The organism is Brachybacterium sp. NPDC056505, from assembly GCF_042794925.1.
GTDB lineage: Bacteria > Actinomycetota > Actinomycetes > Actinomycetales > Dermabacteraceae > Brachybacterium > Brachybacterium kimchii.
Window position 1 is genome coordinate 1 of sequence record NZ_JBHTSV010000033.1, and the last position, 19,968, is coordinate 19,968.

Annotated in this window: 19 protein-coding genes; 5 read left to right on the top strand and 14 right to left on the bottom strand. The window is 71.6% G+C overall.

The features are described from left to right. Nucleotides 1-70 precede the first annotated feature (70 nt). The 5 genes from ACFQ53_RS14025 to ACFQ53_RS14045 form a co-directional block, all read right to left on the bottom strand. Nucleotides 71-1,480, bottom strand: coding sequence for a DUF222 domain-containing protein (locus ACFQ53_RS14025; protein ID WP_377860694.1), 1,410 nt, complete (start codon nt 1,478-1,480; stop codon nt 71-73). Between the two features lie 317 nt (nt 1,481-1,797). Beyond that, complete coding sequence (locus tag ACFQ53_RS14030) at nt 1,798-2,109, bottom strand: hypothetical protein (RefSeq protein WP_377860696.1); 312 nt, start codon at nt 2,107-2,109, stop codon at nt 1,798-1,800. Between the two features lie 199 nt (nt 2,110-2,308). Further along, nucleotides 2,309-3,790: an amidophosphoribosyltransferase gene (gene purF, locus ACFQ53_RS14035; RefSeq protein ID WP_377860698.1), complete on the bottom strand. Its 1,482-nt coding sequence runs from the start codon at nt 3,788-3,790 to the stop codon at nt 2,309-2,311. A gap of 99 nt (nt 3,791-3,889) precedes the next feature. Beyond that, nucleotides 3,890-4,831, bottom strand: coding sequence for a 16S rRNA (adenine(1518)-N(6)/adenine(1519)-N(6))-dimethyltransferase RsmA (rsmA, locus tag ACFQ53_RS14040; RefSeq protein ID WP_377860700.1), 942 nt, complete (start codon nt 4,829-4,831; stop codon nt 3,890-3,892). After that, nucleotides 4,828-5,808, bottom strand: a complete 981-nt coding sequence (locus ACFQ53_RS14045) for a TatD family hydrolase (protein ID WP_377860702.1) — start codon at nt 5,806-5,808, stop codon at nt 4,828-4,830. Before ACFQ53_RS14045 ends, rsmA begins: the two co-directional genes overlap by 4 nt. 245 nt (nt 5,809-6,053) lie before the next feature. On the opposite strand from ACFQ53_RS14045, the gene rpmF reads away from it, so the two are divergent. Then, entirely contained in the window at nt 6,054-6,224 is a 171-nt protein-coding gene (rpmF, locus tag ACFQ53_RS14050; RefSeq protein WP_152353254.1) for a 50S ribosomal protein L32, read from the top strand. A gap of 109 nt (nt 6,225-6,333) precedes the next feature. Here rpmF and rsmI read toward each other — a convergent pair whose 3' ends face one another. Continuing rightward, on the bottom strand, nt 6,334-7,176 hold the full coding sequence (gene rsmI, locus ACFQ53_RS14055) for a 16S rRNA (cytidine(1402)-2'-O)-methyltransferase (protein ID WP_377860704.1): 843 nt from the start codon (nt 7,174-7,176) through the stop codon (nt 6,334-6,336). A 96-nt stretch (nt 7,177-7,272) separates the two neighbouring features. On the opposite strand from rsmI, the gene ACFQ53_RS14060 reads away from it, so the two are divergent. Continuing rightward, nucleotides 7,273-9,003 carry a dolichyl-phosphate-mannose--protein mannosyltransferase gene (locus tag ACFQ53_RS14060; protein WP_377860706.1) on the top strand — a complete coding sequence of 577 codons (1,731 nt, stop codon included), beginning with the start codon at nt 7,273-7,275 and terminating at the stop codon, nt 9,001-9,003. Nucleotides 9,004-9,060: 57 nt separating this feature from the next. Beyond that, nucleotides 9,061-11,202 carry a 4-alpha-glucanotransferase gene (gene malQ, locus ACFQ53_RS14065; RefSeq protein WP_377860708.1) on the top strand — a complete coding sequence of 714 codons (2,142 nt, stop codon included), beginning with the start codon at nt 9,061-9,063 and terminating at the stop codon, nt 11,200-11,202. Nucleotide 11,203: 1 nt separating this feature from the next. Here malQ and ACFQ53_RS14070 read toward each other — a convergent pair whose 3' ends face one another. The 3 genes from ACFQ53_RS14070 to ACFQ53_RS14080 form a co-directional block, all read right to left on the bottom strand. After that, nucleotides 11,204-11,674: an S-ribosylhomocysteine lyase gene (locus ACFQ53_RS14070; RefSeq protein ID WP_377860710.1), complete on the bottom strand. Its 471-nt coding sequence runs from the start codon at nt 11,672-11,674 to the stop codon at nt 11,204-11,206. Between the two features lie 95 nt (nt 11,675-11,769). Continuing rightward, entirely contained in the window at nt 11,770-12,474 is a 705-nt protein-coding gene (locus ACFQ53_RS14075; RefSeq protein ID WP_377860712.1) for a LysR family transcriptional regulator, read from the bottom strand. Nucleotides 12,475-12,502: 28 nt separating this feature from the next. Further along, the gene (locus ACFQ53_RS14080) at nt 12,503-13,108 is read right to left on the bottom strand and encodes a TetR/AcrR family transcriptional regulator (protein ID WP_377860715.1); all 606 of its coding nucleotides are present in this window, start codon (nt 13,106-13,108) and stop codon (nt 12,503-12,505) included. Between the two features lie 155 nt (nt 13,109-13,263). Here ACFQ53_RS14080 and ACFQ53_RS14085 point away from each other — a divergent pair, with 155 nt between their 5' ends. Both ACFQ53_RS14085 and ACFQ53_RS14090 read left to right on the top strand, forming a co-directional pair. Then, nucleotides 13,264-14,283, top strand: coding sequence for an aldo/keto reductase (locus ACFQ53_RS14085; RefSeq protein ID WP_377860717.1), 1,020 nt, complete (start codon nt 13,264-13,266; stop codon nt 14,281-14,283). 169 nt (nt 14,284-14,452) lie between these two features. Then, nucleotides 14,453-14,734, top strand: a complete 282-nt coding sequence (locus ACFQ53_RS14090) for a metal-sensitive transcriptional regulator (RefSeq protein ID WP_200503839.1) — start codon at nt 14,453-14,455, stop codon at nt 14,732-14,734. Nucleotides 14,735-14,755: 21 nt separating this feature from the next. On the opposite strand, the gene ACFQ53_RS14095 is transcribed toward ACFQ53_RS14090, so the two are convergent. The 5 genes from ACFQ53_RS14095 to ACFQ53_RS14115 all read right to left on the bottom strand — a co-directional run bounded on the left by ACFQ53_RS14095 (nt 14,756) and on the right by ACFQ53_RS14115 (nt 19,713). After that, nucleotides 14,756-16,201 carry an LLM class flavin-dependent oxidoreductase gene (locus ACFQ53_RS14095; RefSeq protein WP_377860719.1) on the bottom strand — a complete coding sequence of 482 codons (1,446 nt, stop codon included), beginning with the start codon at nt 16,199-16,201 and terminating at the stop codon, nt 14,756-14,758. Next, complete coding sequence (locus tag ACFQ53_RS14100; protein WP_377860721.1) at nt 16,198-17,475, bottom strand: acyl-CoA dehydrogenase family protein; 1,278 nt, start codon at nt 17,473-17,475, stop codon at nt 16,198-16,200. Before ACFQ53_RS14100 ends, ACFQ53_RS14095 begins: the two co-directional genes overlap by 4 nt. 182 nt (nt 17,476-17,657) lie before the next feature. Continuing rightward, on the bottom strand, nt 17,658-18,023 hold the full coding sequence (locus ACFQ53_RS14105; protein WP_377860723.1) for a VOC family protein: 366 nt from the start codon (nt 18,021-18,023) through the stop codon (nt 17,658-17,660). Nucleotides 18,024-18,088: 65 nt separating this feature from the next. Beyond that, nucleotides 18,089-18,808 (bottom strand): SOS response-associated peptidase, encoded by a 720-nt coding sequence (locus tag ACFQ53_RS14110; RefSeq protein WP_377860725.1) that lies wholly within the window; start codon nt 18,806-18,808, stop codon nt 18,089-18,091. 620 nt (nt 18,809-19,428) lie between these two features. Further along, entirely contained in the window at nt 19,429-19,713 is a 285-nt protein-coding gene (locus tag ACFQ53_RS14115) for a GlsB/YeaQ/YmgE family stress response membrane protein (RefSeq protein ID WP_377860727.1), read from the bottom strand. Nucleotides 19,714-19,968: the final 255 nt, after the last annotated feature.

Consider the following 19,968-nt stretch of genomic DNA (forward strand, 5'->3'; position numbering starts at 1 on the left):
CTCCCGTGCGCGTCTCCCGCTCGTTCTCATCGGTCATGGTCATGATTGTCTCGGTCCCTTCAGTCAGGACTTACACAGACCATCTGACACGCCCGAGTCGCCCGGCGGTTTTCATCGCGTGGTGGAACCAGCACAGGAAGTGCAGGTTCTCCACCGCCGTCCGACCACCACACACCGGATCCGCATGGTTGTACTCCACGATGTGATCCGCCTCCGAGGCCACAGACGCTGCGCGTTCACAGCCGGGGACGCCGCAGGACTGGCCGCGCAGTCTCAGGTGTTCGAGCATCGCCCCGGTCGGCCGGTACTTGTCCGCAGGACGCGGCAAGAACTCACCGCTCGAAGGGTCCGTGAGGACTCGGAACCATTCCTCGCTCTTGCCCGCGATCTCTCTCGCCATCTGCGCGGGAATCGGCGTCCCATCCTCCAGGACGCCGGGAGCGTCATCCCCACCGACCAGGGTGAGGAAGGGGACGAGGACGTTCAACCGGAACCTGGCTTCGGGCACGGTGATGCCGCCGGTGTCGAGCTGCGCGGCGTGGGCGAGGTGGTAGCGGATCAGGTTCAACGACAGGGGCATGCCCTCGTTCTCCACCCGACGATCCGGATCCAGCGGGATCTCCGTGCCCTCCATCAGGGCATGACGCTGGGCGTTCTGGACCGCACGAGCCGCCAGGTCGAACTTCCCCGCCAATGCTTTGATCTCCGGGGCCGGGCCGATGATCCGCAACGACGCCACCCCATCGAGAGTCCCAGGATCCAGGACCATGCGGCGGCGGGTGGCGGAGACTTCTTCGGGTTCTTTCGGGTGGCGCTGCTGAATCTTCGTCACCAGCAGGTCGAGGCATTTCGTGAACACCCTCGGCATGATCGCCAAACACCACGAAGCGACCGTGACATCCACCAGCACCATTTCCGCCGGCGTGAAATCCGCGGTGCGCCGCAACAGGGCCCGGAACCACTCCGCCGGAAACTCCCCCGCCTCCAACGCCTGAGTGCAGCGAGGCAGGAGATCGACCGCCCGGTGGGCGTCGGTGATGGCCTTAGCGGCCTGGCCGCGAGTGCAGCGCATCGCGACAGCGACCATCAGATCCTGCTGCTCAACCTCGTAGGGGTCTGCGTCCATGTCCTCACGCCCCGCCCAGAAGGGTGCGAGGGCCACGAACCGCCGGGAGAGCTCGTAGGACTCATCGACACCCTCGTCCCACAGGGCACGGACCTGCGCGGTCAGCTCCGCACCAGGGCGGGCCTTCACCCTGCGCGCCACCACATCCCGGCACAGCGGCTTCTTGGATTCCTTCACGATGAACAAGGGCTTCACACCCTCCGGGGGCGCGGCGACGAACCGAGGCGTGTGCACGTGCATGTCCTCCCGCTGACGCCCGGTCATCTTCTCCAGGTCATCGAGGATCGTGAACGTCGACTCGATCGCCGGCTCCCCAGGCAGGTCCAGACGACCCTGCGACTCCGGCTGCTCCACCGCACTCACACCACCCACCCCCTCCCCTGGCATTCCACCGACCCACACGACATATCTGAATCGGGACACTGATTCGACTAGCGCAACCGCAAGATTCGTCGGCCTCACCAATGAAGCCGAGATCTCTCGTCCACGATCGATATGTCCAATTCTATCCCGCCGCACACCAGAAAACCAGACCCCTATCGAGAATGCGGACAAGCCAGCGAAAAAATTCCCCTCCCCCATACCCACCCGCTCAGCAGTGGAAAACCCCGTGGAAAACTCCCCATTGTGGAGGAACCGATCAGCGAATCTCCGCCGAGGACTCGACGCGCTCAGAAACGCCCAGGACGCCGACGCGCCCATTCCGTCCCGTCACGACGCCGCCCCGCCCTGCTCCCGCCCCGAGGCACCACTCGCGCCGGGGAAGCCTCAATCAGCCTCGTGACCCCGGCATCGAGCGTCATCCGAGCGATGTGGAGCGCGGGGTAGGAGACCTCGTCGGCAAAGAGCGCCTCGCCCAGGCGCAGCCGGACGATCGTGGCGAGCTGCTCGGCGGTGCGGGTGGCCTCGGGAGGGTTCTCGCGGATGCCGAGTCCGATCGTGGACTCCTGCCCGCCCAGCTGGCGACGGGACCGGATGCGCACGAACAGTTAGCGCACGTGATGAACGGGGCGACGCTCATCGAGCGGCTGCCCAGGTCCGGGCCGAAGCGCTCGGAGACCACGGCGAGCATCAACTGGATGACACCGGTCATCGTGCAGGTGAAGGCGAGGTCGCCGGACGCGAAGCCGGCGTTGAACAGGCGAAACGGCGAGGACTACAGCACCACGGCCCCGCGACGGCTCACGACGCCTGCGACGCCTGCACCCAGGCGAGGTGCTCCTCGTCGATGTCACCCGTGACGTAGCGGCCGTCGAAGCAGCACATGTCCAGGTCGGTGAGCTCGGAGCCTTCGACGATCGCCGCACGCAGGTCCTCGATCTCCTGGTAGACGAGATGGTCGGCGCCCAGCACCTCGGCGATCTCGGGGATCGTGCGGCCGTGGGCCACGAGCTCCTCGCGCGAGGGCATGTTGATCCCGTACACGTGGGGGTGGCGGATCGGCGGCGCGGCGGAGGCGAAGGTGACGGAGGCGGCGCCCGCGCGGCGGGCCATCTCGATGATCTGCTGGCTGGTGGTGCCGCGCACGATCGAGTCGTCGATCAGCAGCACGTGCTTGCCGCGGAACTCGAGGGACATCGCGTTGAGCTTCTGGCGCACGCTGCGCCGACGCACGGCCTGACCGGGCATGATGAAGGTGCGGCCGACGTAGTGGTTCTTGTAGAAGCCCTCGCGGTACTCGATGCCGAGCCTGCGGGCGACCTCCATCGCGGCGGGCCGCGAGGAGTCCGGGATCGGCATCACCACGTCGATCTCCTCGACGGGCACGTGGGCGGCGATGGTGGCGGCGAGCCTCTCCCCCATCCGCAGGCGCGACTCGTAGACGCTCACGCCGTTCATCACGGAGTCGGGGCGGGCGAGGTAGACGTACTCGAAGGCGCACGGGGTGCACGCGGCGGGCAAGGCGCCCTCCGCGGCTGCGCACTGGCGCATGAACAGGGCTCCGTCGTGCCGGATGAAGACGGCCTCGCCGGGCTCCACGTCGCGGACGATCTCGTAGCCGCCGTTCTCCAGGACCAGGGACTCGCTGGCCACGGCCCACTCGTCGTGCTCCTCGCTCGTCGCTCCCGGGCGCCGCCCCAGGATCAGCGGGCGGATGCCGTGGGGGTCGCGGAAGGCGAGCAGCCCGTGGCCGGCGATCACGGAGATCACGGCATAGGCGCCGCGGATGCGGGCGTGGGTGCGGCCGACGGCCTCGAAGATCGCCTCGGGCTCGAGGAGCTCCGAGGACGTGGTCTCCTGCAGCTCCCCTGCCAGGACGTTCACGAGCAGCTCGGTGTCGCTGGTGGAGTTCACGTGGCGGCGATCGCGCCGGGCCATCTCCTCGGCGAGCTCACGGGTGTTGGTGAGGTTCCCGTTGTGGATGAGGACGATCCCGTAGGGCGCGTTGACGTAGAAGGGCTGCGCCTCCTCCTCGCGGGTGGCCTCGCCCTTGGTCGCGTAGCGGACGTGGCCCAGGCCCGTCTCGCCGCGCAGGGCGCGCATGTCCCGCGTGCGGAAGGCCTCGCGGACCATGCCCTGGCCCTTGGCGATGTGCATCATCGCGTCCGCCTCGGCGGTCGCGATCCCGGTCGCGTCCTGCCCGCGATGCTGCAGCAGCAGGAGGGCGTCGTAGATGTCCTGGTTGACCGGCCCGTTGCCGACCATGCCGACGATTCCGCACATGGGGTCGCGTCCCGCTCCGTCCGAACCTGGCGCCCGCCCCTGCGGCGGACGGCACCGATCTCACGCTACAGGCGACGCGCCGCCGAGGGGCGTGCGGTCTCACGCCGGCGGCGCCGCCCCCTCGGCCCCGGCGCCTGCCTCGGCCCCGGCACCCGCCTCGGCGCCGGCGCGCGCGATGGCGAGGAAGTCCTCGATCGCGAGCGTCTCCCCGCGGCGGGTGGGATCGATCCCGGCCGACGCGATGATGTCGCCCGCGCGGGCGGAGCTCCCGGCCCAGCCGGAGAGGGCCGCACGCAGCATCTTGCGGCGCTGGGCGAAGGCCCCGTCGATCACGCGGAAGGTCCGCTCGCGCTCGTCCTCGGTGCCGAGCGCCTCGGCGCGCCGGGTGAGCAGCACGAGGGCGGAGTCGACGTTCGGGACCGGCCAGAACACGCGCCGGGAGATCCGGCCCGCGTGCTCCCGCTCCCCGTACCAGGCGGCCTTCGCGCTCGGGGCGCCGTAGACGCGCGAACCGGGCTCGGCCGCCAAGCGGTCGACGACCTCGGACTGCACCATGACCAGGCATCGCTCGATGCCAGGGAAGCGCTCGAGGACGGTCAGCAGGATCGGGGTCGCGACGTTGTAGGGGAGGTTCGCGACCAGCGCCGTCGGCTCCCCCGCCCCCGGCAGCGCGGGCAGCTCGGTGACGGCCAGCGCATCGGCGTGGACCAGCCGGAAGCGGTCCTCGTCGATGCCGCGGCCCGTGAGCGTGCGCGGGAGCAGATCGGCCAGGCCCCGGTCGAGCTCGATCGCGGCGACGTCGGCCCCCGCCTCGAGCAGCCCCAGCGTGAGGGACCCGAGCCCCGGTCCGACCTCGAGGACTGCCTCCCCCGCGCGCACCCCGGCGCGCTCGACGATGACGCGGACGGTGTTGGGATCCACCACGAAGTTCTGGCCGCGCTGCTTGCTGGGGCTCAGGCCCGCGCCCTCGGCGAGAGCGCGGATGTCGCGGCCGCTGAGCAGGATCGAGCCGCTCTCCCCCGTTCCCGCGTCCCCGCTCATGCCGCCGGCCATCCGTAGACCTCCCGCGTGGTCGCGGCGATCCGCTCGCAGGCGGCGGCGAGGTCGCTGCCGGTGACCTCGGCGATCGTCGCCATCGTGTGCGGGATCAGGTACGAGGAGTTCGGGCGCCCGCGGTAGGGCACGGGGGTGAGGAAGGGGGCGTCGGTCTCGACCATCACGCGCCCCAGGCCCACGTCGGCGAGGGCGTCGCGCAGGTTCTGGGCGTTCTTGAACGTCACGTTCCCAGCGAAGGAGAGGTAGTAGCCGCGCGCGACGCACTCGCGCGCGAACTCCACGTCCCCAGAGAAGCAGTGCAGGACGGTCCGCTCGGGCGCGCCGTCGGCGTCGAGGACCTCCAGGACGTCGGCGTGGGCGTCGCGGTCGTGGATCTGCATCGGGAGGCCGGTCTCCTTGGCCAGCGCGATGTGGTGGCGGAAGGCGTCGATCTGCGCGGAGCGCGCCTGCTCGTCCTTCTTCGAGGTGCGGAACCAGTCCAGGCCCGTCTCGCCGACGACGACCATCCCGGGGCCGCGCACCAGGGAGTCGATCTCCGCGAGCGCCTCGTCCAGGCCGATCAGCGCGCGGCCCTCGTGGTCGTGGCCGCGCGCGTGCAGGGCGGCCTCGTTGGGGTGGACGGCGACGCCGCCGCGCAGGCTCGGCGGGCAGTCCTCGCTCGCCAACAGGCGCGCGGTCCACCGGGCGGCCTCGCGGTCCGATCCGATGGTGATCTGGGCGGTGATGCCGGCCTCCGCCGCGCGGGCGACGTGCTCGGCGATGCTCAACCCCTCCTCGCCGTCGGCGAAGTCGAGGTGGCAGTGGTTGTCGATCACCGGCGCGGGCAGCGCCTCCGGGACCGGCGGCCAGGAGCGGTCGCGCGAGGAGCGCCGGGGGTCGAGGTCCTCGCGGTGGTGCACGGGCGCGGCGGGGTCGGGCGCTGCGGACCCTGCTGCGCGCGGGTCCTCGGGGGCGTTCGGCATGGGAACATCGTAGGCGGGAGCCCGCGTGCGCCCGACGGAGCCCGTCGGCGCCGACGGCGGGGCCGGTGGTGCATCTCACCTGCCCCACCCGGGCCGTGGCCAGGGGAATGTGGCAGAATGATCGACCGTTGCGTGTCCTTCCGCGCGCCCGGCGGCCCCGTGTCGCCTCAGTCCTCCGGGACGGGCCAGCCCGCTGGGCGGACACCCTCGTCGACCATCATCCAGGACCGTCAAGGAGCGTTCCCATGGCAGTGCCCAAGTTCAAGATGTCCCGGGCTCGCACCCACTCGCGTCGATCGCAGTGGAAGGCCCAGAACGCCGACCTCGTGCAGGTGACGGTCCGCGGTCGCACCGCGTCCGTGCCGCGCCGCCTGGCGAAGGCCTACCAGCGCGGCCTGATCGAGATCGACGACTGATCTCCCGCAGCCGATACTCCCGAGAGGGCCCCGACCGCATGGTCGGGGCCCTCTCGCATGTCCGGGGTCCGGCGCCGCTCCTCGGAGCGCGCTCGCTCCCCGAGCGCGCTCAGCCGCGCCGCTTCTGCGCGCCGTCGTAGAGCTCGCGGGCCCCCACGCCCGAGGCGCCGCGGGCGACGGCCTTCGCGGCGTCCTTCATCCGCTCCCCCGCCTCGGTGCGGCGCAGCACCTCCGCCACGAGGTCCTCCGGGTCGGCCTCGACGGTGTCCGCGCCCGCGACGACGATCGCGACCTCGCCCAGCACCTCGTGCTCGGCGGTGTGCGCGGCGAGCTCGGCCAGGGTGCCGCGCAGCACCTCTTCGTGGGTCTTGGTGAGCTCGCGGGCGAGCACGGCGCGGCGCTCGGGCCCGAAGCCGTCGCGCATCGCGGCGAGCGCGGACGACGTGCGGCGCGGTGACTCGAAGAAGACGAGCGTCCGCCGGGCGTCGGCGAGCTGGGCGAAGAGGTTCTCGCGCTGTCCGGGACCGCGCGGCACGAAGCCCTCGAAGGAGAAGCGGTCGGGTGCCAGCCCCGAGACGGCGAGCGCGGTGAGGACGGCCGAGGGGCCGGGGATCACCTGCACCGGCAGGCCCGCCTCGGCCGCGGCCCGCACCGCCCGGTAGCCGGGGTCGGAGACCACAGGCATGCCGGCGTCGGTCACCAGCAGCACGCGCTGCCCCTCGCGCAGGGCGTCGAGCAGCCAGGACGTCCGCTCGTCCTCGTTGTGCTCGTGGTAGGAGATGACCCGGCCGGTCGGCTCGACCTCGAGCTCGCGGGTCAGGCGCCGCAGCCGCCGCGTGTCCTCGGCGGCGATCAGATCGGCCGCGCCCAGCGCGCGCACGAGGCGCACCGAGGCGTCCAGCGGGTTGCCGATCGGGGTGGCGGCCAGGACCAGGACTCCGGGGGCGAGCATGCGCCCCATGATAGGGCGGTCGGATCGGGCCGACGTCCACCCCTCCCCGGCCCCGTCGACCGAGGATCCGCAGGTGGCATGGCCTAGCATGACCGCGTGCAGCAGACCACGCCAGCGGACGCGGCCGAGGGGCCGGAGGGTCCCCGGAGCCCCGAACCCGGGACCGACGGGTCCGAGGCCGTCGGCACCGGGACCGTCGGCACCGAGTCCGATCACGCGGCGCCGCACCGGCACCTGCGCGATGCCCGGGAGGACGCCGTCGAGGCCGAGAGCGAGGGCACCCTCCTGGCGTCGCTGCGCACGCGCCTGCACTGCATGGATCTCACGGGGCGCACGACGCCCTGGCTCGGGGCGCTGCTCGTGTGCGCCCTCGCCCTGGTGCTCCGGCTCTACCACCTGGGCTCGATCCACGAGCTGATCTTCGACGAGACCTACTACGTCAAGGACGGCTGGACGATCGTCCACCACGGCGTCGAGATGAGCTGGCCCGACGACCCCGACCCCGCCTTCACCTCGGGCGACGTGAACTCCTCCGAGGACAGCGGCGAGTACGTGGTGCATCCGCCGATCGGCAAATGGGTCATCGGCCTGGGGATGCTCGCCCTCGGCGGGGACTCCGCGTGGGGCTGGCGGATCTCCGTCGCGCTGCTGGGGGCGCTCTCGGTGCTCATGCTCGCGCGGATCGGGCGGCGCCTGTTCCGCTCCACGGGCATCGGCCTGATCGCGGGCCTGCTGCTCGCGGTCGACGGCCTGCACCTGGTCATGTCCCGCACCTCGCTGCTGGACCTCGTGCTCATGTTCTTCGCGCTGGCCGCGTTCGGGGCTCTGCTCATCGACCGCGACCGCTTCCGCGAAGGCCTGGCGCGCTCGGTCGCCGCCGCCCGCGCCCGCGGCGAGGAGCTCCCGCTGCTGGGCTACCGGGCCGGTTTCCGGCCCTGGCGCCTGAGCGCCGGCGTGCTGCTGGGGCTCGCCTGCTCGGTGAAGTGGTCGGGCATCTACTTCCTCGCGGTCTTCGGCATCATGACCGTGCTGTGGGACTGGTGGGCCCGGCGACGGGTGGGCGAACGGCGCTGGTGGGAGAACGGTCTGTTCCGCGACGCGGTCCCCGCGTTCGTCGCGATGGTCGGCACCTCGCTCGTGGTCTACGTGGCCTCGTGGTCCGGATGGTTCGCGTCCTCCAAGGGGTACATGCGCCACTGGGCCGAGGAGAACGGCCACGCGGGCGGCAATCCCGTGGTCAACGCACTGCGCTCCCTGTGGCACTACCACGCGCAGGCCTACGACTTCCACATCCACCTGGACTCCCCGCACCCCTACCAGGCGAACCCGCTGGGCTGGCTCCTGCAGATCCGGCCCACGAACTTCTACTACCGCTCCTACGACTACGGGGAGATGGGCTGCGAGGTCGAGAAGTGCGCCTCCCAGGTGCTGTCCGTCGGAAATCCCCTGATCTGGTGGTTCGGCGCGCTCAGCATCCTGATCGTGCTCGTGGTCGCGATCTGGAAGCGGGACGGCCGGGCGTGGTCGGCGCTGACGGGCATCATCGGCGGCTACCTGCCGTGGCTGATGTACATGGACCGCACGATCTTCACCTTCTACTCCGTGGTCTACGAGCCCTGGATGATCCTGTGCCTCGCGTACGTGATCGGTCTGCTCGTCGGCTCCCGGTCGGCCGACGGCGAGCGCCGGCTCGCGGGGACCCTGCTCGCCGGCAGCCTGCTGACGCTGATCGTGCTGGTCTCCGCGTTCTTCTGGCCGATCTGGACGGGCCAGGTGATCGACGTCGACCAGTGGGAGTGGAGGATGTGGCTGCCCAGCTGGACCTGAGCGGAGCCGCGCGGGCCTGAGGGCGGAGCACGTGGCCGACGCCACTAGCATGTGGCCATGTCCCTGGATCCCGGAGCGCTGCGCTCCCTCGCCCGCGACCTCGGCGTCAGCACGGACTTCTGGGGGTGGGACGGCACCCGCAAACGGGTGGCCGACGAGACCCTCATGCGCGTGCTGGCCGCCCTCGGCCACGAGGTCGCCGACGACGCCGACGTGCGCCGCATCCGCGCCGACCGCGCCCGCGCCGCCTGGGCGGCGACGCTGCCCCGTGTGGTCGTCCTGCGCGAGGACCGCGAGGAGTCGCTGGCCGTGCACGTCGTCGACGGCACCGCCGTCGAGGTCGAGGTGATCCTCGAGGACGGCTCCCGTCGGCCGCTGACGCAGGTCGAGGACTTCACCGCGCCCTACGACCTCGACGGGACCCGGCGGGGCCAGGCCTCGTTCCGGATCCCGCGGGGCCTGCCCCTGGGCTGGCACACGATCCGCGCGCACACGAGCGAGGGCGAGCGCGAGTGCCCGCTCGTGGTGACCCCGGCCCGCATCACCGTGCAGGACGAGCTCGGCGATCGCCGGGCGATGGGCGTGCAGGCGCAGCTGTACTCGGTGCGCTCGCCCCGCTCCTGGGGCATCGGCGATCTGGCCGACGCCCGCGATCTCGCCGCGGTCCTGGGCGTGCGCCATGGCGCCGACTTCCTGCTCATCAACCCGCTGCACGCCTCCCGGCCCGTGCCGCCGATGCTGCCCTCCCCGTACCTGCCGGTGACCCGCCGGTTCACGAGCGCCCTGTACGTGCGCCCCGAGGACGTCCCCGAGTTCCGGGATCTGCCGGAGCACGCCCGTCAGCGGATCGCGATGCTGCGCGGCGAGGTCGCCCCCGCGAACACGCGAGCCGATCGTCTCGAGCGCGACCCCGTGCTCGCGAAGAAGATGGAGGCGCTCGAGGAGATCTTCGCCGCGCCCCGCACCCCCGCGCGGCAGGCCCTGTTCGACGCCTATCGGGCCCGCGAGGGCAGGGGCCTCGAGGACTTCGCTCTGTGGTGCGCGCTGGACGAGCACCGCGAGGAGCTCCCCGACCGGACGCGGGAGGAGCTCGCCTCACCCGATTCACCCGCCGCGCAGCAGGCCCGGACCGAGCTCGCGGACCGCATCACCTTCCACGCCTGGGTGCAGTGGGTGCTCGACGAGCAGCTCGCCGCCGCCCAGGCGGGAGCGCGCGAGGGCGGCATGCGGATCGGACTCATGCACGACCTGGCGGTGGGCGTCACCGAGGTGGGCGCGGACGCCTGGCGGCTCGGGGACGTGCTCGCGCGGGGCGTGGGCGTGGGCGCCCCCGCCGACCAGTACAACCAGCAGGGCCAGAACTGGCATCAGCCGCCCTGGCATCCGGAGGCCCTCGCCGCGGCCGGGTACCGACCCTGGCGCGACCAGCTGCGCACGCTGCTGCGCCATGCGGGCGCCCTCCGGATCGACCACGTGCTGGGCCTGTTCCGCCTCTGGTGGATCCCCGACGGCTCGCCCGCCTCCGAGGGCACCTACGTCACCTACGACCATGAGGCGATGATCGGCATCCTGGCCCTCGAGGCGCAGCGCGCCGGCGCGATCGTCGTGGGCGAGGACCTGGGGACCTTCGAGCCGTGGGTGCGGGACTACCTCACCGAGCGCGGGATCCTGGGCACCTCGATCCTGTGGTTCGAGAACGACGCCGAAGGGAACCCGCTGCCGCCCGAGGCCTACCGCCGCCTGTGCCTGGCCTCGGTGAACACGCACGACCTGCCGCCGACGGCCGGCTACCTCGCTGGCGACCACGTGCGCCTGCGCCACGAGCTGGGGCTTCTCGAGCGGGACCTCGACGAGGAGATCGCCGTGGACGCCGCCGCCCAGGCGAAGGTGCTGGACGCGGTGCGCGCGCAGGGGCTGCTCGCGCAGGACACCGATCCCCGCGCGAACGTGGAGGCGACCGTCATCGCGCTGCACCGCTATCTCGCGAGGACCCCGTCGCTGCTCGTCGGGGTCTCCCTCGTGGACTGCGTGGGCGAGCGCAGGATCCAGAACCAGCCGGGCACGGACTCGGAGTACCCGAACTGGCGGGTGCCGCTGGCCGATCAGGACGGCGAGGTCGTCACCGTCGACGACATCGCCGCCAGCGCCCGGACGACGCGCCTGCTCACCGCGGTGCGGGAGGCGATGGACGCGACCTGAGTCAGGCGCCGACGTCCTCCCACTCGTCGCGGCGGGCGAGGAACGACTGGGCGGCGTCCTTCGCTCCCGTGAGGGTGTGGTGGGCGCCCCAGCCGCACTGGACCTCGTTCGCGGCGGGGACCTCCTCGGCCTGCAGCAGGTCGTGGAGGGTGGCCTCGAGGACCGGCGCGAAGTCGGCGACCTCGTGCTCGCCGGAGAGCAGCGCGTAGAAGCCCGTGCGGCAGCCCATCGGGGAGACGTCGATGACATCCCCCGTGTGGTTGCGCATGTGCTCGGCCATGAGGTGCTCGAGCGAGTGGACGACCTCGGAGTCGAGGTGGGTGACGTTGGGCTGGGTGAAGCGCACGTCGAACTTCGTGAGCACGTCGCCGTGGGGCAGCGTCTTGCGGTCGGCGATGCGGATGTACGGGGCGCGCACGGCGCGGTGGTCGAGGTTGAAGCTCTCGACGTTCATGCGGGACGACTCGGTCACGGCGTTCTCCTCGGGTGCGACGGCGGTGCTACGACCCTAACGCCGCGCCCGGCCGCGCGCACGGGACGTCCGGTGTGGTCAGCCCGCTGCGCGCCTCAGCGCGAGGAACGGGCGGTGCGTCCGCGCACGGCGCCCACGAACTCCTGGCGCACGGCGTCGTCGGCCCCCCTCGGCCAGGCCAGGGCGATCCGGGTGGCGGGCGCATCCGCGAGGGGCCGGTGCACGACGTCCTTGCGGTGGTGCAGCCGCGCGAGGGACATGGGCAGCAGAGCGTGGCCGACCCCGGTGGCGACGACGGCGACCCGGTCCGCGGCGTCGTCGGGGTGCGCCGAGGGGATCTCCGGGTCCTCGGCGAGGTCGGCGACGGTGATCTCCTCGTGCAGGGAGAGGATGTTCTCGATGCCGACGACGACCATCGGGCGCTCCTCCCAGAGCTCGACGAGGTGCAGCTCTCCCAGCCCGCCCGCCGTGCCCGATCCGTCGGCGTCCAGCGGCAGGCGCACGAAGCACATGTCGACCTCGCCCGTCCCGAGCACGTCGGCCTGACGGGAGAGCGGGACGGGGACCAGCTCGAGCCGGGCGGCGCGCTGCCCGCTGCGCCAGCGCCGCGCGAACCGGTCGGGCTCGACGCCCGGGATGAACCCGACGCGCAGCACGGGGAGCTCGGCGGGAGCGGCCGACGCGGGGGTGGCGCTCCGGCCGGCGGTGCTGCGATCCGACGCGCTGCGCCCGGCACGTCGCGAGGAGGCGGGGGCGGTGCGGCCGGAGCGCGCGGCGGAGGGGCGGGCCCGACGGTTCATGCGCTCAGACTACGGCCGGATCCGTCGCTCACCGTACGGCGATGCCGTCGAGCAGGACATCGATCATGCGCGACGCGTCGGCGTCCGTGCCGTCGGCGGGACCCGCGTCGCTGAGCCGCCCGAGCGCGTGGATCATGTCCTCGGCGCGGATGTCGCGGCGCATGGTCCCGTCGGCCGCTCCGAGGTCCAGGATCCGCTGGACCTCGGGCGCCAGCACGCCGAGGAACTGCGCAGGCAGGGGCGCGTAGGCGGGATCGCCCGAATGCAGGGCCGTCGCGAAGCCCCGCTTCGTCGCCAGGAAGCGCGCCAGGCTGCGGGTCCAGAGGCGCAGCGCCTCGCGCGGAGGATGCTCGTCGGCGAGGGTCCTCGCGTCCTGGGCGGTGGCCTCGAGCTCGTGCCGGAACACCGCGATGATGAGGTCCGAGCGCAGCGGATAGCTGCGGTACACCGTGCCGACGCCGACCCCGGCGCGCGCGGCGATCTCGCGCATCGGGGCGTCGATCCCGGACTCCGCGAACACCTGCTTCGCCGCCTCGCGCACGGCCTCGGCATTGCGCTCGGCATCCGCACGCCGACGCCGCGGGGCGCCCTCGCTCACTGGACTCTCGGGGGTCTCCGGCCTCTCCTGGCTCACGCGCACCCTCTCTCGGATCGGACGCGGGCGCTCGGTCCCGCGGCAGGACGTTGACAACCGGAACCACGTTCCGCATAGTTGTGGACGCAGGTTCCGTTTCTTCGGCCAGCCTACCCGGGTCCATCCGGGCCCGGCCCCGTCCCAGGAGGACTCAGATGAAGCACCGCTCGCTCGGCCGCACAGGGATCCAGGTCTCGCCCTTCGCCCTCGGCGCCATGATGTTCAGCTCGTTCGGCAACGGCGACCAGCAGGAGGTGGACGCGATGGTGGGGCGCGCGCTGGACGCGGGCATCAACCTCGTCGACACCGCCGACGCCTACGGCGAGTCCGAGGAGATGCTCGGTCGCGCGCTGCGCGGCCGCCGCGACGAGGTGGTCCTCGCCTCGAAGTTCGGGCGTCCGCTCGACGAGGACCCCAACCACCGCGGCGGGTCCCGCCGCTGGATCATGACGGCGATCGAGAACTCGCTGCGCCGCCTGGGGACGGATCATCTGGACCTGCTGCAGCTGCACCGCCCGGACTCGGCCACCGACATCCAGGAGACCCTCTCCGCGCTCACCGATCTGGTGCGCAGCGGGAAGGTGCGGGCGATCGGGACCTCCGACATGCCGGCCTCCGAGATCGTCGAGGCGCAGTGGGTGGCCCGCGATCGCGGGCTCGAGCGCTTCCGCACCGAGCAGCCGCACTACTCCCTGCTGGACCGCACGGTGGAGCGCGAGGTGCTCCCCGTCGCCGAGCGGTACGGCATGGGCACGATCATCTGGAGCCCGCTGGCCAGCGGCATGCTCACCGGCAGGGTGCGGCGGGGACGGCAGAGCGACCTGCGCCGCACGCAGATGTTCGCGGCGCTCCGGGACCCGCGGCGCATCGACGCCGTGGAGGATCTGCTCGCCCTCGCGCAGGACTCCGGGCTCACGCTCACGCACATGGCGCTCGCCTTCGTGATCGCCCACCCGGGCGTCAGCGCCGCGATCATCGGCCCCCGCACCATGGAGCACCTCGAGGACTCGCTCGCCGCCGCGGAGGTCGAGCTGACGGACGACGTCCTGGACCGCATCGACGAGATCGTCGCACCCGGGACGGGCGTGGGGCGCATGGACCAGGAGTACAGCACTCCCCCGATCCTGGATCCGACGCTGCGTCGCCGCTCGGCCGGGAGCCGCGCCGCGGCCTGAGCCGCTCCGCGCACGCCCCTCCCCGGATCGGCTCGAGCCGGCTCGAGCCGGCTCGAGCCGGCTCGACTCGGGCATGCCGGGTCGACTGTCCGCGCATTGCCGGGCATACCGGGGAGGGGTATCGTGCGAGGCCGGGCCGAAGGACGTGCGGCCGACGGGGAGGAGCGCCATGAACGGGTACAGCGAGGACAAGGCGGCTCTCGAGCGCCGCATGAAGCGCATCGAGGGCCAGGTGCGCGGCGTCGCCAAGATGATCGAGGACGACCGCTACTGCATCGACGTGCTGACCCAGATCTCCGCCGTCAGCCGAGCGCTCGAGAACGTCGCCCTCGAGCTGCTGGACGATCACCTGGGCCACTGCGTCGCCGACGCCGTCAAGGGCGGCGGCGCGAACGCGGAGGAGAAGATCGACGAGGCCACCGAGGCGATCCGTCGTCTCGTGCGGTCCTGATCCCCTCCCCCGCGGCGTGCGTCAGGCCGTCGCCGGGCCGGGCCCGGACGCCGGGTCGGGCCTGCCCGTCCCCGTGACGTCGTCGATCGTCGAGAGCGGCCCGCCCACCCGGTACTGCGCGCCGCGATGGTTCGCGGGCAGGCGGTCCCCCGCCCCGAGCAGCTTGTGGCGCAGCGTCCCCGGCGCGTACTCCTGCGGGTAGACCCCGCGGCGCTGCAGCTCCGGCACCACCAGGTCCACGAAGTCCTCGAAGGTTCCCGGCGTGGTCGCGTAGGCGAGGTTGAAGCCGTCGACGTCGGTCTCCTCGACGATGTCGACGAGGGTGTCGGCGATCTCCGAGGGCGAGCCGACGAAGACCTGCCCCTGGCCTCCGATGCCGCCGAGCCGCACGATGTCGCGGACCGTCCAGGTCTCCCCGCGCTCGTTGTCGCCCTGGAAGGCGGCGAGCGCGGACTGGATGGCGTTGGACTGCACGGCGCCCAGCGGCTGGTCGAGGTCGTAGGCGGCGAAGTCCACGCCGAGCCAGCCGGAGAAGAACACCTCCGTGCCCTCGACGCTCGCATAGGAGAGCAGATCCGCGTGCTTCGCGCGCGCCCCGGCCGCCGTCTCGTCGGTGATGATCGTGCTGAGCAGGTAGATCTTCGCGTCGTAGGGCCCGCGGCCGGCGTCCACGAGCGCCTTCCGGATGCGCTGGACGGTGCTGCGGGCGATCTCCTTGGTGGGGCCGCCGATGAAGATCGCCTCGGCGTTCTCGGCCGCGAAGCGCACGCCCCGTGGGGAGGCGCCGGCCTGGAAGACCACCGGGGTGCGCTGGGGCGAGGGCTCCGAGAGGTGGATGCCGGGGACGTCGAAGAAGGTGCCGTGGTGCCCGATGTGGTGCACCTTCTCGGGGATCGTGAACACGCCGGAGGCGGCATCGCGGACCACGGCGTCGTCCTCCCACGAGCCCTCGAGGAGCTTGAAGATCACCTCGAGGTACTCGTCGGCGTGGTCGTAGCGCGCGTCGTGCTCGACCAGGTCGTGCTGGCCGAGGTTCTTCGCGGCCGAGGGCAGGTAGCCGGTGACGACGTTCCATCCCACCCGGCCCTTGGTGAGGTGGTCGAGGGTCGACAGGCGCCGGGCGAAGGGCACCGGGTGCTCGAAGGCGGTGCCCGCCGTGATACCGAAGCCCACGTGCTCGGTGACGGCCGCTCCGACCGCCGCGAGCTGTACCGGGTCGTTCACGGGCACCTGCGCGCCCTGGCGGATCGCGGCCAGGTCGTTGCCGTCGAAGGCGTCGTAGGTGCCCAGCACGTCGGCGATGAACACGGCGTCGAACAGTCCGCGCTCGGCGATCCGCGCGATGTCCTGCCAGTACTCGATGTCCTTGTAGCGCCAGGACTGGTCCCCGGGATAGCGCCAGAGTCCCGGCGATTGGTGGGCGACGCAGTTCATGTCGAAGGCGTTGAAGCGGATCTGCTTGCTCATGCGCGGGCGACCGCCTCTCGGGCCTCGGCGGGGCGATGCTCCGGGGCGGGATCGGCCGTCGCCCCCGGTCCGTCCGCTGCGGAAGCCGTGCCGACGGCCCAGAGACGGAGGGGATCCGCGCCGTTGACCAGATGGTCGCCGATGATGCGCTGCTTGTAGATCACCGGGTTGTGGGAGGAGACCGTGCGGGTGTTGCGCCAGTGGCGGTCGAGGCCCAGGTCGATGCTCGTGCCCGAGGCGCCGAGGGCGTTGAAGAGCCGGGTGACGGCCTCGGGGACGAGCTCGGCGAGCACGACCTGGCCCTCGGCGGTGGCGAGCTCGGCCTCGGCGAGGGCCGCCCGCTGCGCCTCGGAGCCGCGCTCCGGCTCGAGGTCGGAGGCCCGCTGGAGCGCCTCGGCGGCGCGGTCGACGATCGCCTCGGCGGCGAAGGCCGCGGAGCGGACCTGCCCGATGACCGCAAGGATCTGGCCGTCGTCCCGCGCCCGGGAGGCGAGGCCGTGGCTGTACACGCGCGTGCGGGCGCGGACGGCGTCGGCCGCGTCCTCGGCGGCCCGGCGGGCGATGCCCGCCTGCACCACGAGGAGGACGAGCTGGTAGAGCGCCGTCTGGTAGCTGAAGCGGTCCGTGAGGACGATGACGTTTCCGGGATCGACGGGGACGTCGTCGAACACGATCGTCCCCGTCCCCGTGAGCTGCTGCCCGAAGCCGTTCCAGTCGTCGCTCACGCTCACGCCGGGATCATCGGTGGGCACGAGGACCGCGACGGTCTCGCCGGAGTCGTCGGCCGCGGTGGCATCGGTCCACTGGGCGAAGATGCTGCCGGTCGTGTAGTACTTCCGGCCGCGCAGACGCAGCCCCTGCGGCGAGGAGACCAGGCGGGTCGAGGGGCTCGCGGTCGTGGAGCCCGAGGCCTCGCTCCAGGAGTTGCCGACGATCTCGCCGTCGAGGAAACGGCGCAGCCAGTCCTCGCGCGAGTCCTCGCTCGTGTGCACGCGGTCCTCCACGACCGCGAACTGGCCGCGGAAGATCTGCGGCAGGCTCGAGTCGGCCGCGGCGGCGTCCACCCAGATGCGGGCGGCCTGCGGGATGCTCAGGCCCGCGCCGCCGTCGGCGATCGGGATGCGCAGCGCGCCGAACCCGAGGGCCGCGAGCTCGGCGACCTCCTCGCGCGGCAGCAGGTGCTCGCGCTCGCGCTCCACGGCGCCCGGTGCGATCCGCGCGAAGACCTCGCGGAACCTCCTTGCGATCTTCTCTGCGTCTTTCGGTGAGGTCACGGCGGAGGCACCTTCCGGCTCGGGAGTCGTTCGTCAGATCACGACCTCGGGACCGTGATCTCTCCCGAACGTATGCGGCGCCCGGTACCGCACGGAAGGGCCTCGTCACATGCGGAAATGAGGGTTCGCGCGGGGGCGCGGAATGAGGCTCGGCAGAGCCCGCTGCACGGTGGCGTGACGGCTCAGGAGCCGCTCGGCGCCGGCTCCCACAGCTCGATGCGGTTCCCCTCGAGGTCTCGCACCCATCCGAAGCGGCCCACGTTCTCCATCTCCTGTACCTCGTCCTCGACGTCCGCCCCGACCCCCTGGAGCCGCGCGCGCAGCGCATCCAGATCAACGACGCGCAGGTTGAGCATGGCCGTCTGCCCAGAGTCCCCGAAGTAGTCGGTGTCCTGGGGGAAGGCGGCGAAGGCCGTCGGCCCCGCCTGCTGGTGCCACAGTCCGTTCTCGTCGATGTCGAGTCCCAGCACGTCGCGATACCAGGTGGTGAGGCCCTGCGGATCCGTGGCACGCAGGAAGAAGCCGCCGATGCCGTGCACATGTCCCATGGCGGCGAGTGTAGGCGGACGCCGCGTGCAGACGGAGCGCGACCCGTGCCGTCTCGCGCCCGCCCTCAGTCCAGCTCGACGGGCTCGATGAGCGAGGGATCGGTGCGGTCAGTCTTCTGGACACTGTTGACCTGGCGGTCCACCGGATGGGTGACCAGCGTCGTGGCGATCTCGTCGGAGGCCTCGCCGAGCTCGTGCTGCAGCGCGTTCTTCTCCTCGCCCTCGAGCTTGTCGGGAGCGAGCCAGCGGCCGAGCATGTCCTCCGGGAGGTAGGCGGGCATGCGGTCGTGGACGTCGCCCGCGGCATCCTTCGCCTCGCGGGTGATGATCGTGAACGAGATCTGCCAGACCTCGCCGTCCTTGCGCGCGGAGGCGAGACCGGCCGCGTGCAGCAGACCGCCGTGTTCGGCGTGCACGTAGAAGGGCTGCTTGGCGCCGTCGGCCTGCTCGACCCACTCGTAGTAGCCGTTCATCGGGACCACCACGCGGGCGCTCGCGAAGGGACCGCGGAACATGCCGTTGGTGGTCACGGTCTCGAAGCGCGCGTTGATCGGGCGGGGCCCCTTGTCCTTCGCCCAGGAGGGGTGCAGGCCCCATCGTGCGGGCTCGAGGGTGCGGAGCAGCTCGCCGTCCTCCTCGAAGTGCTCGCGGACGACGGGCGCGAGGGTCGACGGGGCGATCGAGTAGGCGGGTGACCAATCGGGGCCGTCCTGGTCGGCCTTGGTGGCGACATAGGCGCGCAGCAGTCCCGCCTCGTCGAAGTCGAGCACGAACCGTCCGCACATGAGAGCCTCCTCGTCGGCTGGTGCGATGGTAGCCCCACAGCCGCACAGGACTCTCCACTGCCCACGTCAGGCACCGCCCGTCGAGCGCAGATCCCGGCGCATGCCGCCCGCTGCTCGTCTCACCCGTCTCGACCCGGCCTGGAGGGCCTCCGTCCGTGCGCGGGTGGGCGACGCCCTCCGTTCCACCGCCCTGCTCCTTTGGCGGGTGCATGCACCCGCGAGCACGCAGATCAGGACCGCTCCGGATCCACCGCATCGCAGCGCCCAGGGCATCGCGGAAGCAGTAGAGGACTCACGGCATCAGATGAGGCAACTGGTCGCGGCTCACGGAGGCCGGAGTCTTCGTGCGTATAAGGGAGAGGAGGCACCCAGACGTCATATATGTGGAACAGCACTTTGCCGCAACCGCCCATGAACCGTGTGGTCGAAGCGAGGCTCGAAGCCCCTCCCCGGAAGTGCAGCCTCGGAAGTGCAGCCTCGCCGGTACCCCCGGTCGCTGAGCGCGCCTCGGTCGACCGAGACCCCGATCCTCGGGGCATCGCCCACCGCCTCTCGACGACCAATGAAGGCGCCCCCACCTCTTTCGGAGGTGGGGGCGCCTTCGCGACCTCTCGGGTCATTCACCGACGACGACCGGTGGCCAGACCGTAGACGACCATGACGATCAGCGCACCGATGACGGACAGGACGACCGTCCAGATGCTCCACGGGTCGGAGAAGACCCCGCTGACGCCCTTCGATCCGAACAGACCGCCGATGAAGCCGCCGACGAGCGCACCGACGACGCCGAGGACGATGGTCGTCCCGATGCCCATGCCCTGCTTGCCGGGCATGACTGCGCGGGCGATGACCCCGACGATCGCGCCGATGATCAGCCACGAGATGAGAGCTCCGATGAAGCCCATGATGGACACTCCAATGCATGTTGGGAACGGGAGAGGGACATGGATGACCCTGCATGAAGACGGATCGAGGCACGCGCCCCATCACGCCGAGGTGCTGTGGCTCACGCCACGAGGCCGAGAAGAAGTCCGCTCCGTCGCCGACGAAAGAGGAGGAGGTGCAACGCTCTGGGTCCCGGTCCGATACCCACGATGGGGAATCGGAGGCTGAGAGCCGTTGATCCGGGAGCGGTTCGTCGTGGCCACCGAGTACTCCCG